This is a genomic window from Streptomyces klenkii (assembly GCF_003626645.1).
GTDB classification, from domain to species: domain Bacteria; phylum Actinomycetota; class Actinomycetes; order Streptomycetales; family Streptomycetaceae; genus Streptomyces; species Streptomyces klenkii.
In genome coordinates this window covers 110,308-122,295 of the sequence record NZ_RBAM01000012.1, presented here as the reverse complement: position 1 = coordinate 122,295, position 11,988 = coordinate 110,308, and the positions used below count along the sequence as shown (strand labels likewise).

The 11,988-nt window shown below is 72.4% G+C and carries 9 protein-coding genes; 3 read left to right on the top strand and 6 right to left on the bottom strand.

Annotation, left to right across the window (positions count from 1 at the left end; all coding sequences use genetic code 11):
* Window positions 1-24: 24 nt before the first annotated feature.
* Both D7231_RS26370 and lysX read right to left on the bottom strand, forming a co-directional pair.
* Window positions 25-948, bottom strand: coding sequence for a DMT family transporter (locus D7231_RS26370; protein WP_120758042.1), 924 nt, complete (start codon window positions 946-948; stop codon window positions 25-27).
* A 146-nt stretch (window positions 949-1,094) separates the two neighbouring features.
* The gene (lysX, locus tag D7231_RS26365) at window positions 1,095-4,454 is read right to left on the bottom strand and encodes a bifunctional lysylphosphatidylglycerol synthetase/lysine--tRNA ligase LysX (protein WP_120758041.1); all 3,360 of its coding nucleotides are present in this window, start codon (window positions 4,452-4,454) and stop codon (window positions 1,095-1,097) included.
* 175 nt (window positions 4,455-4,629) lie between these two features.
* Between lysX and D7231_RS26360 the strand changes: the two genes are divergently transcribed.
* A complete protein-coding gene (locus tag D7231_RS26360; protein ID WP_120758040.1) occupies window positions 4,630-4,824 on the top strand; it encodes a hypothetical protein in 195 nt (64 codons plus the stop codon).
* 79 nt (window positions 4,825-4,903) lie between these two features.
* Here D7231_RS26360 and D7231_RS26355 read toward each other — a convergent pair whose 3' ends face one another.
* From D7231_RS26355 to D7231_RS26345, 3 genes are all read right to left on the bottom strand, one after another.
* Window positions 4,904-6,310 (bottom strand): family 2B encapsulin nanocompartment shell protein, encoded by a 1,407-nt coding sequence (locus D7231_RS26355; RefSeq protein ID WP_120758039.1) that lies wholly within the window; start codon window positions 6,308-6,310, stop codon window positions 4,904-4,906.
* A gap of 91 nt (window positions 6,311-6,401) precedes the next feature.
* Window positions 6,402-7,814: a family 2B encapsulin nanocompartment shell protein gene (locus D7231_RS26350; RefSeq protein ID WP_120758038.1), complete on the bottom strand. Its 1,413-nt coding sequence runs from the start codon at window positions 7,812-7,814 to the stop codon at window positions 6,402-6,404.
* A gap of 151 nt (window positions 7,815-7,965) precedes the next feature.
* Window positions 7,966-9,183, bottom strand: coding sequence for a phosphodiester glycosidase family protein (locus D7231_RS26345; RefSeq protein ID WP_120758037.1), 1,218 nt, complete (start codon window positions 9,181-9,183; stop codon window positions 7,966-7,968).
* A gap of 268 nt (window positions 9,184-9,451) precedes the next feature.
* Here D7231_RS26345 and D7231_RS26340 point away from each other — a divergent pair, with 268 nt between their 5' ends.
* Window positions 9,452-10,336, top strand: a complete 885-nt coding sequence (locus tag D7231_RS26340; protein ID WP_120758036.1) for a phosphatidylinositol-specific phospholipase C/glycerophosphodiester phosphodiesterase family protein — start codon at window positions 9,452-9,454, stop codon at window positions 10,334-10,336.
* Window positions 10,337-10,500: 164 nt separating this feature from the next.
* Window positions 10,501-10,914, top strand: coding sequence for a hypothetical protein (locus D7231_RS26335; protein ID WP_120758035.1), 414 nt, complete (start codon window positions 10,501-10,503; stop codon window positions 10,912-10,914).
* Window positions 10,915-10,940: 26 nt separating this feature from the next.
* Here the strand turns inward: D7231_RS26335 and D7231_RS26330 are convergent, their stop codons facing one another.
* Window positions 10,941-11,822, bottom strand: a complete 882-nt coding sequence (locus D7231_RS26330) for a YceI family protein (RefSeq protein ID WP_120758034.1) — start codon at window positions 11,820-11,822, stop codon at window positions 10,941-10,943.
* Window positions 11,823-11,988 lie beyond the last annotated feature (166 nt).

The following is an 11,988-nucleotide window of genomic DNA, read 5'->3' as shown; positions in this document are numbered from 1 at the left end:
GGCCCGGGGCGGAGCCCCGGGAACCTAGCGCCTGCTGCCGGCGAGCTCGCGCTCAGCCACCGGCTCCGGCGCCTTCGGCGCCCTCCGCACCGCGGCCACCGCAACCCCCGTCAGCACCAGCAGCCCGCCCACGGCCGCGTCGAGCGACGGCAGGTTCCCGAGGAACACCGCGTCGAGGCCGAGCGCGGCGACCGGCACCGCGTACAGCACCAGCGACGCCGTCGATGCCGTCGTGGCCCGCAGCGTCCGCGACCAGGTCCAGAAGGCCATCGCGGTGCAGCCCACGCCCAGCCACAGCACGGCCAGCGTGCGATGCCCGTCGGCCGCCGCGATCTGCCCCACCGCCCCGGGGGCCAGCGGCAGCAGCGGCAGCATGCCGAACAGGCTGCCGTAGAAGACGCATTCCGCGCCCGAGTACCTCTTCAGCAGCGGCTTTTGCAGCGCGAACGACGTCGCCTGCGTGGCGGCGGCGCCCAGCACCAGGAGCGCGCCCATGAGCGAGCCGCTCCCGCCGCCCGAGGTGACGGCGACGGTGAGCGCACCGGCGAGCGCCACGCCCAGGCCGGCGAGGCCGCGCCTGCCGGGCCGGTCGCCGAGGAAGGCCATGCCGAGCACGGTGGTGAAGACCGGGGAGGCGGCGATCAGCATGGCCGCGGTGCCCGCGTCCACGCTCTGCTCGCCCGCGCACAGCAGCACCTGATAGGCCGTCATCCCGGTGAGGCCGAAGGCCGCCATGCGCAGCGCGTCGGCGCGCCGCAGCCGGCCGATGCGGCCCAGGAACAGGCACGGCAGGAGGAGGACGACGGTGATGGCCATGCGCAGGAGCGCGATGGCGGCCGGGGAATAGTCCGGCAGCGCCACCTGAATGGCGGTGAACGCGGAACCCCACAGCAGCGCGGTCGCCGCCATCGGTATCCACGGAATGCTGGTGCGCTGTGCCGAGGTCATATTCGCAAGCTAACAACGGCGGATCTATAAGGCAAATAATGAATTCTATTCTATTCTCAAAGCGATCCTTTTAGAGGTGGCCCGCTGTCACCGCCTGCGCGCCAGGCTGTTACCGCCAGCCCACGTTGTTACCGCATCCCGGGCTGTTACCGCCGCCGCACCAAGGGGAACGGCAGCGTCTCCCGGATCGACAGCCCCGTCAGGAACATCACCAGCCGGTCCACCCCGATCCCCAGCCCGCCCGTCGGCGGCATCGCGTACTCCAGGGCCCGCAGGAAGTCCTCGTCCAGCTCCATCGCCTCCGGGTCGCCGCCCGCGGCCAGCAGCGACTGCGCGGTCAGCCGGCGCCGCTGCTCGATCGGATCGATCAGCTCCGAATACGCCGTGCCCAGCTCCGTGCCGAACGCCACCAGGTCCCAGCGCTCCGCGAGCCGCGGATCGGCCCGGTGCGGCCGCGTCAGCGGCGAGACGTCGGTGGGGAAGTCCTTGTAGAAGACGGGCAGCTCCGTGCGCTCCTCGACCAGCCGCTCGTACATCTCCAGGACGATGTCCCCGCGCCCGTCCTCCGGCCGGTGGGGCACCCCCGCCGCGTCGCAGAGCCGCCGCAGTACCCCCACCGGCGTGTCCGCGCCGACCTCCTCGCCGAGGGCCTCCGAGACCGCGCCGTAGACGGTCTTCACCGGCCACGGTCCCGAAATGTCGTGCTCGGCGAGCTTCCCGCCCGCGTCCGGCCGCAGGGCCACCACCGACCCGTGGGCGGCGGCGGCCGCGGCCTGGATCAGCTCGCGCGTCAGGTCGAGCATCACGTCGTAGTCCGCGAACGCCTGGTACGCCTCCAGCATCGTGAATTCCGGATTGTGCTTGTACGAAACCCCCTCGTTGCGGAAGGTGCGGCCCATTTCGAAGACCTTCTCCATGCCGCCCACGCACAGCCGCTTCAGATACAGCTCCGGCGCGATCCGCAGATACAGATCGAGGTCGTACGCGTTGATGTGGGTGGTGAAGGGCCGGGCGTTCGCGCCGCCGTGGATCTGCTGGAGCATCGGCGTCTCGACCTCCAGGAACCCGCGGTCGAGCAGCCCCTGGCGCAGCGCCTGCACGGCCGCGCTGCGGGCCCGCACCGTCCGCCGCGCCTCCGGCGAGACGGCCAGGTCCACGTAGCGCATCCGCACCCGCGCCTCGGGATCGCTCAGGCCGTGCCGCTTGTCGGGCAGGGGGCGCAGGCACTTGGCGGTCATCCGGGCGTCGCTCACGAAGACGGTGAGCTCGCCGCGGTCGGTGGTGCCGATCTCGCCCTCCGCCTCGATGTGGTCGCCGAGGTCGATGTGCGTGGCGAAGCGCCGCAGGCCCTCGCGCCCGCAGTCCTCGCGGGTGAACGTCAGCTGGAGATCGCCCGACCAGTCGCGCAGCACGGCGAACGCGACCCCGCCGTGGTTGCGGACCAGCAGCACGCGGCCGGCCACGGTCGCCCGCTCGCCCGTGCGGGACGACGGCGGGAGCCCCGCGTGGGCGGCCCGGATCGCGGCGAGCGTGTGCGTACGGCGGGCGTCGACCGGATACGGGTCCACGCCCGCCGCACGCAGCAGCTCCAGCTTCCGCCGCCGCACCCGCACCTGCTCCGGCAGCCCCGCGAGCCCGTCCTGCCCCGCCTCCCCGGCCCCGGCCTCCAGGCCCAGCTCGGACAGCGGCGGCAGGCCCGCCGTGGACGCCGGGCTGGTGACGCCCCTGGCCCGCCCCCGGCTCCACAGCTGGCCCAGGCTCGGCACCGCGACGAAGCCCTCGGCGATGCCCGCCGCCAGCCCGATCCGCGCCAGCGCGCCCGCGTCGGCGTAGCACAGGAACCGCGGGTGCCACTCCGGGTTGTACTTCACGTTCGAGCGGTAGAGGGCCTCCAGCTGCCACCACTTGGAGAAGAACAGCAGCAGCTTGCGCCACAGCCGCAGCACCGGCCCCGCCCCGATCCGTGCCCCCTCCTCGAACGCGGAGCGGAACACGGCGAAGTTGAGCGAGATGCGCTTGACGCCGAACCGGCCGGCCTGCGCGCACAGCTGGGCGACCATGAACTCCATGACGCCGTTGGGCGCGGCCCGGTCGCGCCGCATCACGTCCAGCGAGACCCCGTCCCGGCCCCACGGCACGAACGACAGCAGGGCGATCATCGTCCCCTCGCTGTCGAACGCCTCCACCAGCAGGCAGTCGCCGTCGGCCGGGTCGCCGAGCCGGCCCAGCGCCATCGAGAAGCCCCGCTCGGTCTCGGTGTCCCGCCAGGCGTCCGCCCGGTGGATGACCTCGCCCATCTCCTCGTCGGTGAGCGCCGAATGCCGCCGGATCCGGACGGTGGCGCCCGTGCGCTCGACCCGGTGCACGGCCTGCCGCGTCACCCGCATCTCGCGCCCGTCCAGGTCGAACGAGGCGATCTGGAGGATCGCCTCGTCGCCCAGTTGGAGCGCGCCCAGCCCCGAGCGGGCGTACGCCTTCGCGCCCGCCTCGCTGGCCCCCATCACGGCCGGCTGCCAGCCGTAGCGGCCCGCGACCTCCAGCCACGCGTCGATCGCCGGGGTCCACGCCTCCGGATCGCCCAGCGGGTCGCCCGAGGCCAGGCAGACGCCCGCCTCGACCCGGTACGTCACCGCCGCCTTGCCGCTGGGCGAGAAGATCACGGCCTTGTCCCTGCGCGTCGCGAAGTAGCCGAGCGAGTCCTGGCCGCCGTAGCGGGCCAGGAGGGCGCGGATCCGCGGCTCCTCGTCGTCGTGCAGCGCCGCCTCCAGGCGCTGCGAGCGGAAGAGCGCCATGGCGGCGTTCAGCAGCGCCAGCGCGCCCAGCAGCCCGAGCAGGAAGTACAGCCAGTGCGGGGGATGGCCCTCGAAGTGCCGGCCGCTCACCAGCCCGCCGCACACCTTGTTGGCGACGAACAGCAGCTGGTTCCCCGCCCCGCGCTCCAGCGAACCCGGGAACAGCGACACCAGGCCCCAGCCCACCAGGACCGCCACGGTGAGCCCCGCCGCCAGCACCAGCAGCGCCCGCAGGAACGCCCCCCGGCGCGACGCCGCGTAGAACTCCCGGCGGGCCAGGATCAGCAGCGTCATCGCCGCCACGCACAGCACCAGCGAGGGGATCGTGTCCCAGTAGCCCACCGCCAGCAGCAGGGCGTCGGCGATCAGCAGCAGCGCCAGATAGGCCAGGACGAACCAGAGGGTGACCCGCTTGCGGGCGGCCATCGCCGTCGCGAGCAGCAGCAGGAAGACGGCGTACGCGAGGTTCGGGGCCGTGGGGACGGTCAGCGTGTCCAGCGCCCGCGTCAGCGGCCCCACCGCCCGGCGCAGCGGCACGATCAGCGACGTGATCGCACAGAACAGGCCGAGGGCGCCGAAGAAGATCGCGAAACCGTTGGGGACCCGGTGCAGGAGCCGCCGCCACGCGGACGCGCGCTCCCCGCCCTCGCGGCCCTGGGGAGCCGGGGCGGGCCGCTCCGCGGAAGGCCTGCTGTCGGCGGCTGTGCGGCTCATTCCGCCAGCCTAGGCACCCTGCGGGCGGCTTGCCTGCCGAGCGCGGCGCCCCGGCCGGCGGCGCTCGTGTCCAAAAAGACGACGCTCGTACCTGAATGGAGTACACGCGGCGCCCCGGGCCGGGGCGCCCGGTGGGCCAGACTGACGGACACCCGCTCCACCGAGGAGGTTCGCCATGGCCATTTCGCTCTCCGTGGTCCTGTTGTTGCTCGTCCTGGTGGTCGTGTTCATGCGGAGCGGCTCGCTGCGCATGTCGAACGCCCTGGTCTGCGTCCTGCTCGGCTTCCTCCTCGCGAGCACGAGCATCGCGCCGACGATCTCCGACGGCCTGAACACCACGGCACGCATCGTGAGCGGCGTACGGCCCTGACGAAGCACGGCCCCGGCGCCGCCCGGGCCGGGCCCCGCTGCGGGGAACCCGGCCCGGGCGGCGCTGCCGTGCCGCGCGCCTAGCGCCCGATCTCGACGTCCTCCAGGACGCCCAGGGCGTCCGGCACGAGGATCGCCGCCGAGAAGTAGGCACTCACCAGGTACGAGGAGAGGGCCTGTTCGTTGATGCCCATGAACCGTACGTTGAGGCTCGGCTGGAACTCGTCCGGGATGCCCGTCTGGTGCAGGCCCACGACACCCTGGTTGTCCTCGCCCGTCCGCATCGCGAGGATCGAGCTCGTCCCGGACTCGCTGATCGGGATCTTGTTGCAGGGCAGCAGCGGCACCCCGCGCCACGAGCGCACGGAGGAGCCCAGGACGTCGATGGACTGCGGGTAGAGGCCACGGCTGGTGCACTCCCGGCCGAACGCCGCGATGGTCCGCGGGTGGGCGAGGATGAACTGGGTCTTGCGGCGGCGCGCGAGCAGCTCGTCGAGGTCGTCGGGGGTGGGCGGGCCGCTGCGGGTGTGGATGCGCTGGCTGATGTCGGCGTTGTGCAGCAGGCCGAACTCGCGGTTGTTGACGATCTCGTGCTCCTGGCGCTCGCGCAGCGCCTCGACCGTCAGCCGCAGCTGCTGCTCGAGCTGGCTCATCGGGTCGTTGTAGAGGTCGGCGACGCGGGTGTGGACGCGCAGGACGGTCTGGGCGACGCTCAGTTCGTACTCGCGCGGGGAGAGCTCGTAGTCCACGAAGGTGCCGGTGATGGCCGGCTCGCCGACGTGGCCGGACGTCACGGCGATGTCGGCCTCACCGCGCTTGTTCGCCGGCTTGGCGGGGCGCGAGGCGAACGCTTCGACGTGCTCGCGCAGCGCGTCGGAGCGCTCGGCCAGCTCCTGGAAGGCCTGGAGCGGGAGCGCGAGCACCGTGCAGCGGGTCACGGCCCGGACGCTGAACTCCCAGGTGCCGTCGGGCTCCAGCGGCACCCGCTCGCCGAAGTAGTCGCCGTCGGCCAGCACGCCGAGCACGGTCTCGTCGCCGTACTTGCCGGTGCCCGTCTTGTTGAGCTTGCCGTGGGCGACGAGGTAGATGTGGTCGGCCGGGGCGCCGGCCTCGACGAGCGTGTCACCGGCGGCGTACTCGCGCTGGACGAAGCCGCTCGCCAGCGCCTCCAGCGTGTCGTTGTCGCCGAAGTCCCGCAGCAGCGGCAGCTCCCCGAGCTCCGGCGGGATGACCCGGACCTCCGAGCCGGTCGAGATGAACTCGACCCGGCCGTCCCCGACGGTGTACGTGAGCCGCCTGTTCACCCGGTAGGTGCCGGCGGACACCTGCACCCATGGCAGCACGCGCAGCAGCCAGCGGGACGAGATCCCCTGCATCTGCGGTACGGACTTGGTCGTCGTGGCGAGCTGGCGGGCCGCGGACGTACCGAGGCTGAGCTGCGCCTCCCCGGACTGTGCGGCCTCTCCGGACTCGACTGACGTGGTCATAGCTGGTTGTCACCCATCTGTGTGCGGTACTCGGCGCGGAACCGCGGGCTCGCGGATCCGCAGTGCGCGGGACGTGGTGCGACGGCCGGGATCAGTGCCCGATCTCGACGTTCTCCAGAATTCCGAGGGCGTCCGGAACCAGGACGGCGGTGGAGTAGTAGGCGCTCACCAGATAGGAGATGATGGCCTGATCGCTGATGCCCATGAAACGCACGGAGAGGCTCGGCTGGTATTCATCGGGAATTCCCGTGCGGTGCAGCCCGACGACACCCCGGGATTCCTCTCCGGTGCGCATCAGGAGAACGGAACTGGTGCCGCTTTCGCTGATCGGGATCTTGTTGCACGGGAAGATGGGAATTCCGCGCCAGGCGGGCACCGAGTGGCCGCCCACGGCGGCATTGTCCGGATACACGCCGCGCCGGTTGAATTCGCGGGCGATCGCCGCGATCGTGCGCGGGTGGGCCAGCAGGAAGCCGGGGTCCTTCCAGACCGTGGCCAGCAGCTCGTCGAGGTCGTCGGGGGTGGGCGGGCCGCTGCGGGTGTGGACGCGCTGCTTGAGGTCCGCGTTGTGCAGCAGGCCGAACTGCCGGTTGTTGATCATCTCGTGCTCCTGGCGCTCGCGCAGGGCCTCGATGGTCAGCCGCAGCTGCTGCTCGACCTGGTTCATGGGCTCGTTGTAGAGGTCGGCGACGCGGGTGTGGACGCGCAGGACAGTCTGGGCGACGCTCAGCTCGTACTCGCGCGGGGAGAGCTCGTAGTCCGCGAAGACGCCGGGCAGCACCGGCTCGCCGGTGTGGCCGGCGGAGACGTCGATGGCGGACTCGCCGTCCTCGTTCCGGGGACGGGCGGCGGCCGCGCGGAACGCCTCCACGTGGGAGCGCAGCTCCTGCGAACCCTCCAGGGCCTCCTGGAACGCCTGGCGCGGCAGGGTCAGGACCGTGCAGGCGGTGACGGCCTTGACGGTGAAGTCCCAGTTGCTCTCCGACTCCGCGGCCAGGGCCTTGTCGCCGAAGTAGCCGCCGTCGGCGATGACGCCGAGGACGGCCGGGTCCTCGTACTCGCCCTGGTGGATCTTGTTGAGCTTGCCGTGGGCGACCAGCACCACTTGGTCGGCCGGATGCCCGGCCTCCACGAGGACGTCACCCGGCCGGAACTCCCGCTGGGTGAAGCGGCCCGCGAGCGCTTCGAGCACCGCCGGGTCGCCGAAGCCGCGCAGCAGAGGGAGCTCGCCCAGCTCCGCCGGGATGACCCGGACGTCGGCGCCCGTCGAGACGAACTCGACCCGGCCGTCGCCCAGCGTGTGCGTCAGGCGCCGGTTGACCCGGTACGTACCGCCCGGGACGTGCACCCATGACAGCATGCGCAGGAGCCACCGCGAGGTGATTCCCTGCATCTGCGGCACGGACTTTGTCGTGGTCGCCAGATTCCGTGCGGCCTCGGTGCCCAGGCTCAGCCGGCCGGGGCTGTTATTGCCGTCGGTTCCGGTCTCCACTGACGTCGTCATATCGGAATGCCCACCCATCCGTTATGGACCGCCCGCGGCCCCCTACGGACGGGCTGCGGGCGTGCCGAAGAATTCCCCTTGACCGCCTTCGAAGCTAGCAGTGGGATATCGCCGGGCGCAGTCACTCAAAAGGGTGGATTGATCGATGATGTTACGTTCGGACGAAAACGCCGATGCCGTTCGCCACCGGCCGTTCCGCACCGCCCGAGGGATGATTGCGAACGGTCGTCCGCCCGCTGTCCGGATCGCGGGTGACCAGCGTGCTGGAGCCGCCCCCGTCCAGATTCACAGCGTCGTCGGCGCCCAGATCCCGCATCAGGTCGGCGAGCTCGGCGACGGTGAGCCCCGAGCGGTAGCCGGAGCCGCCGTCCAGCGCCAGCAGGTAGAACAGCCGGCCGCCCTCGCTCACACCGGCGGAGGTCCGCACCGCGGAGGTCGAGGAGTCCAGCCCGGGCAGCAGCCGGCCGTCGCGCAGCACGGGGAACCCGCCGACCGCGAAGCGCAGCGCCCCCCGCTCGGCGGGCTCCAGCCGCTCCTCGACGCGCACCGCGTCACCGGCCTTCAGCCGGCGCAGCTCGCGCGCCCCCGCCTCACGTCCGACGAGCACCACCGTGCCCGAGGGGATCGTGCCATGGCCCGGCTTGTGCGCCGCTGACGCCACCTTGCCGTGCCGGACCGTCAGTTCGTAGGTGTCGTCCGTGCACGGCGCGGCCCTGTCGGCGTCCGTGCCGCAGGCCGCCCGGAGCCGTGACGCCGAACCCCAGGAGGAGTTGTACGCACCGATCCCGCCGACCGGGAGGGCGTACTGGTTGAAGCCGCGCAGCGGCAGTTGCCTGCCCTTGGCGGCCACGGTGCCCGTCAGCGTGAGCCGGTCCAGCCGGCCCCGGGCGTCGGTGCCCAGGCCGATGACGTCCCGGGTGGTGGCGCCCGGGGGCATCACCGGCCCGAAGCGCTGGCCGTTCGGCACGGCGGCGCCGAGCCGGCGGCCGCCCGCGACGGACGGGCCGACCGGCGCACCCGTGGCCTCGACCCCCGGGTGCTGGGTCTCCGTGATGTTGAAGAAGTCGCCGTTGACCCCGCCCACCGCGCCGCGGGCGGCCGTCATCCGCGACACCGTCGCCCGCGCGGCGACGGAGCCCGGGTACAACAGGTCGAGCGAGACGCCGGGCTCGCTCAGATCGACCCTCAGCACATGCCCGTACGCCGGGCCGTGGGAGGCCGACAGGGAGAACTCCCGGTACGCCACACCGGGCGCGACGGGGGCGAGGGCCCCCAGTTGCAGCGCGGGCCGGTCACCCGCATCCGCCAGGGCGGTGCCCCCGCCGACCAGCGAGGTCCACGCCACCAGAACCGTCAGCACCGAGCGCACACGTCTTCTGCGTCTCTTCACAGTCACCCCAGAGGTCCCGTCAACTCTGGCACGGAGCAGAACGGTTCACCATGCCCCGAAAGAACGACAGGCCACGCGGAAGAACGACGGGAAACGCACCGGCGTCGGCGCGGGCAACTCTCGGCACATGCCTGCCCAGGGGCTCAGCGGGCCCCGATACTCACAGGTACCGGCCCGTGCGGACGGACCGCCGCCGCGCACCGGCCCACACCGACCTGGGAGTTCCTGGAGAACTGGGAGAGCTGCCATGAGCCTTCGCACGCGCCGCGCGGCCGTCGTCACCTTCGGAGCCGCCCTCGGCGCCGCGCTCACAGGGTCCTTCGCCGCGCCGGCTTACGCCGCCCCGGCGGCGGCGGAGCGCGACGCGTCCGGCGCGCCGGGCAGGCCGCCCCTGCGCCGCGCGCACGCGCACAACGACTACGAGCACCCCCACCCCCTGACCGATGCGCTCGGCCACGGGTTCGGCAGCGTCGAGGCGGACATCTGGCTCGTGGACGGCGAGCTCCTCGTCGCCCACGACGCGTCCGGCCTCGACCCGGCCCGCACCCTCGAAGCCCTGTACCTCGACCCGTTGCAGCGCCGGGTCAGAGCCGGTCACGGCCGGGTCTACCGGGGCTACGACCTCTCGCTGAAGCTGCTCGTCGACATCAAGACGGAGGGCGCGGCGACGTACCGGGAGCTCTCGCGGCGGCTGCGCCGCTACGGCACGCTGTTCACCTCGTGCGCCGACGGCCGGATCCGCCGGGGCGCCGTCACCGCCGTGATCTCGGGGGACCGGGGCGCCCGGGGGCCCATGGAGCGGGAGCGGCTGCGCCACGCGTTCTACGACGGCCGGCTCGCCGACCTCGGCGCCGGCGCCCCCGCGTCCTTCATCTCCCTGGTGAGCGACAACTGGAACAGAGTGTTCGGCTGGCAGGGCACCGGCCCCATGCCGGCCCCGGAGAAGGCCCGCCTCCGGCGCATCGTCTCCACTGCGCACTCCGAGGGCCGGACCGTACGGTTCTGGGCCACGCCGGACCAGCCCGGCCCGGCGCGCGAGGCCGTGTGGCGGGAACTGCTGTCCGCGGGCGTGGACTTCCTCAATACGGACGACCTCGCGGGCCTCGAGGCGTTCCTGCGCAGGGCGGGCTGAGCATAGGAACCTTTGTGCGGCGGGCTGAGCGCGTGGCCGAAGGGGCGCCGGATCTTGCGGCGCGTCCGCGGGCCGCTCGGCGGAATGTCCCGGTCCAGGGCGGATTGTGTAGCGGTACCGTCACCGCCGTCCGGCGCGTGCGCGCCCGGCGGGACGCTGGCCGCATGGCCACTCCACCTGGACCGCCGTACGGGCCGCCCCCGGGCGGCTTCGGGCCCGCCCAGCCGCTGTGGGACGCGCCTCCGCCGCCGCCCCCTCGCCGGGGCGGCGGCGGGCGAAGGGCCGCCCTCCTCGCCGCCGCCCTGGTGGTGGCCGCGGCGCTCGGGCTGGGCGCCGTCCTCGTCGTCGGCAGCAAGGACGGCAAGCCGGGCGGGCCGGGTGACGGCACGTCGCCCGGCGGATCCGCGTCGCCTTCCCTGACCGTCCCCAGCGGGCTGCCGTCCGGGCTGCCGAGCGGCTTCCCCAGCGGCTTTCCCACCGCCTTCCCGAGCAGCCTGCCGACGTCCTTGCCCACCGGTCTGCCGAGCGGCTTCCCCACGGGCCTGCTGCCGGTCTCCGGCGCCGCCGCCGGGCGCTGACCGCCACGCCGGCTGCGCACGGGCCGTCAGGCGGCGGGAACCTGCTGCGGAACGGCCTGGATGTCGAGCTCGATCCTGATGGTGGCGCCGATCATGGCGATGCCGCGCCGGAGCATGGAGCGCCAGTCCAGGGTGAAGTCCTCGCGGTGCAATTCGGTCGAGGCCGAGCAGGCCGTGCGGGTCTCGCCCATGATGCCGGTGCCGATCCCCAGGTAGCGGGTGTCGAGCGCGATGTTCCGGCTGACGCCGTGCAGGTTGAGCACGCCCTGCACGGTCCACCGCGAGCCGCCGCGGTGGACGAAGCGCTCACTGGTGAACTGCATGTACGGGTAGTGGGCGACGTCCAGGAACTCCGCCGAGCGCAGGTGCTCGTCGCGCTGCGCGACCCCCGTGTCGATGCTGGCCGTGTCGATCACGACGTCGAGGTGGGAGTGCTGGATGTCCTCGGCGATCCACAGGGTGCCCTCGAAGCGGTTGAAGCGCCCGTGCACCTCGGCGAGCCCGATGTGCCGGGCGATGAAACGCACCGCCGTGTGGTCCGGGTCGATGCGCCAGGCGCCCGGCGCGGGCATGGCGGGCGCCGGGGCCGTCTCCATCGCGATGGTGCCGAGGGAAGTGCTGAGGCCCTCCGTACAGGTGACGGTGCTCAGGACGGGCCGGAACCCGTCGGCCGACAGCGCGAGGCTGTACGCGCCGGGCGCGACGGTCGTCGCGAACCGGCCGTTCGGGTCGGTCTGCCCGTGCACCACTTCCTGCCCGGCGGTGTCCCGCACGGAGACTTCGGCTCTGTGCAGCGGTGACTGCGCCGTGTCCACCACGGCGCAGTCGAGGGCCCCCGCTCCGAGCGGAATCGGCGTGGTCTCCGGGCGGGAGAAACGCGTGAACCGGCGGAGCAGGGCGAAAGCCATCCCAAAGGGCCTTTCTGTGACCAGAAGGTGATTGAACTGTAGATCACCATAATCTGTCACTGATGGGCTAAATCCTCGGGGTTACCTGTGAAAGGTTCCTTTTTATTCCTCTTCGCCTTCGAATTGCCGACCGGTGGGGGGTGATGTGTCATCAGGTGGGTGTGTC

Bases quoted from the DNA above. Each gene is read 5' to 3' on its own strand.
- D7231_RS26370 (WP_120758042.1), bottom strand. From the start codon at position 948: ATGACCTCGGCACAGCGCACCAGCATTCCGTGGATACCGATGGCGGCG.
- lysX (WP_120758041.1), bottom strand. From the start codon at position 4,454: ATGAGCCGCACAGCCGCCGACAGCAGGCCTTCCGCGGAGCGGCCCGCC.
- D7231_RS26360 (WP_120758040.1), top strand. From the start codon at position 4,630: ATGGCCATTTCGCTCTCCGTGGTCCTGTTGTTGCTCGTCCTGGTGGTC.
- D7231_RS26355 (WP_120758039.1), bottom strand. From the start codon at position 6,310: ATGACCACGTCAGTCGAGTCCGGAGAGGCCGCACAGTCCGGGGAGGCG.
- D7231_RS26350 (WP_120758038.1), bottom strand. From the start codon at position 7,814: ATGACGACGTCAGTGGAGACCGGAACCGACGGCAATAACAGCCCCGGC.
- D7231_RS26340 (WP_120758036.1), top strand. From the start codon at position 9,452: ATGAGCCTTCGCACGCGCCGCGCGGCCGTCGTCACCTTCGGAGCCGCC.
- D7231_RS26335 (WP_120758035.1), top strand. From the start codon at position 10,501: ATGGCCACTCCACCTGGACCGCCGTACGGGCCGCCCCCGGGCGGCTTC.
- D7231_RS26330 (WP_120758034.1), bottom strand. From the start codon at position 11,822: ATGGCTTTCGCCCTGCTCCGCCGGTTCACGCGTTTCTCCCGCCCGGAG.